Below are 444 nucleotides of genomic sequence, written 5' to 3'. Positions count from 1 at the left end.
CGCAGGCGCGCCGTCGCGCAGCGGATCGCGTCCATCGCCGGGGCGACCTCGGCAAAATATCTCGCGCCGGCCTCGGTGAGTTGCACCGTGGGTCCCGAGCGATCGAAAAGCGCGCTGCCGACGAAATTCTCCAGCAACTGGATGCGGCGGGAAAAGGCCGAAGGGCTTAGCGCGATTTCGTCCGCAGCCGCGCGGAACGACGGTGCGCGTGCGGCAGCGAGGAATGCCTCGGTGGCATCGAGCGGCGGGGCTTGGCGGCGCATAACGGGTCTCCGGGCATCGATGCGCCACACTAACGCCGGTTTGTGCAAGTTCCGGGACTCCGGGCATTGCGCGATGCGCAAGGTCCGTTGCATCGCTTGTGATTGGGCGGGGTGCATCGCTCCTGCAAAGACGCGCAATGCAGATCGCGCTCATCTCGGACACCCACCTCACCCCCTTCGA

The 444-nt window shown here is 66.4% G+C and carries 1 protein-coding gene; it reads right to left on the bottom strand.

Annotation, left to right across the window (positions count from 1 at the left end; genetic code table 11):
- Positions 1 to 263, bottom strand: a 263-nt coding sequence (locus AACY08_RS29820; RefSeq protein WP_339472685.1) for a LysR family transcriptional regulator, incomplete at its 3' end; no start/stop codon positions are given.
- Positions 264 to 444: the final 181 nt, after the last annotated feature.

It is taken from the genome of Pseudomonas sp. EL_65y_Pfl1_R83, from assembly GCF_963970695.1.
Lineage (GTDB): Bacteria > Pseudomonadota > Gammaproteobacteria > Pseudomonadales > Pseudomonadaceae > Aquipseudomonas > Aquipseudomonas tritici.
Note: the sequence above shows the minus strand (reverse complement) of the source record. Positions and strands in the feature narration are given on the sequence as shown.